Consider the following 1,069-nt stretch of genomic DNA (forward strand, 5'->3'; position numbering starts at 1 on the left):
TGGGGAGCAGCATCAGGGGGCGGGTCCGGGCGGGGCGGGGGATCATCGGTCGCATCTCTCCTGTTCAACCTTGTCGTGCGGCACGCGGCAGCAGGACGGTGGCGGACAGTCCGCCGCCCGCCGCCTCGGCCAGGATCAGCCCGCCGCCATGAAACTCGGCCAGTTCGCGGACGATCGGCAGGCCGAAGCCATGCCCGTCCCCCCGCTCGTCCAGCCGGGCCCCGGCCTGGGTCGCGCGAAGGCGATCCTCCTCGGCAATGCCCGGCCCATCATCGACCACGCGCAGCAGGATCTGTCGCCCCTCGGTCGCGGCGCCGATCGTTACCCGCGACCGGGCGTGGCGGGCGGCATTGTCGACCAGATTGCCCGCCACTTCATCCAGATCCTGCGCATCCATCGCCACCGTCAGATCGGCGGCGATGTCCGTGGTCACGGCGATGCCCCGGTCGGCATGGAGCCGCCCGATCGCATGGGCCAGGTCGTCCATTGCAGGGGCCAGCGGGGTAACGGCGCGCGTCGCCCCGATCTGCGTACGGGCGCGGGCGAGGTGATGGCGGATGGTCGCATCGATCCGCGCCACCTGTGCCGCGCGGGGTGGGTCGTTCGCCAGATCGAGCGCCAGCGTCGCCACCGGGGTCTTGAGCGCATGGGCCAGATTGGCCGCCGCCGTTCGCGCCGCCGCCAGATTGCGCTCGGTATCGACGGTCAGCGCGTTGAGCTCGACCGCCAGGGGTTGCAACTCGGCGGGCTGGTCCTCCTCGACGCGGGTCCGCTCGCCGCTACGGATCGCGGCAACCTCATCGCGCAACCGACGCAAGGGGCGCAGGCCGAGACGCAACTGGATCAGGCTCGTCGCCGCCAGCAACACGCCCAGCCCCGCCAGCATCGCGAGCAGCGGGATCAGCGCGGCGCGGATCGGTCGCGCAACGACCGAGCGCGGGGCCGCGACGGTGATCGTCACCGGTCCTCGCGTCGAGGGGATCGTCACCTGTCGCGCATGGACGCGGACGCCCTGTTCGGTCCGCCCCTCGGCGGGACGGGGGGCGGCGACGGCTTCGGTGGGTGGGGC

At 72.6% G+C, this 1,069-nt stretch carries 1 protein-coding gene; it reads right to left on the reverse strand.

Features of this window, described 5'->3' with window-relative positions; translation table 11 throughout:
- Window positions 1-64 precede the first annotated feature (64 nt).
- Window positions 65-1,069 (reverse strand): sensor histidine kinase (locus SM191_RS19475; protein ID WP_341507647.1); only part of this gene is annotated, 1,005 nt, incomplete at its 5' end.

This window comes from Sphingomonas sp. 2378, from assembly GCF_038084995.1.
Taxonomy (GTDB): domain Bacteria; phylum Pseudomonadota; class Alphaproteobacteria; order Sphingomonadales; family Sphingomonadaceae; genus Sphingomonas.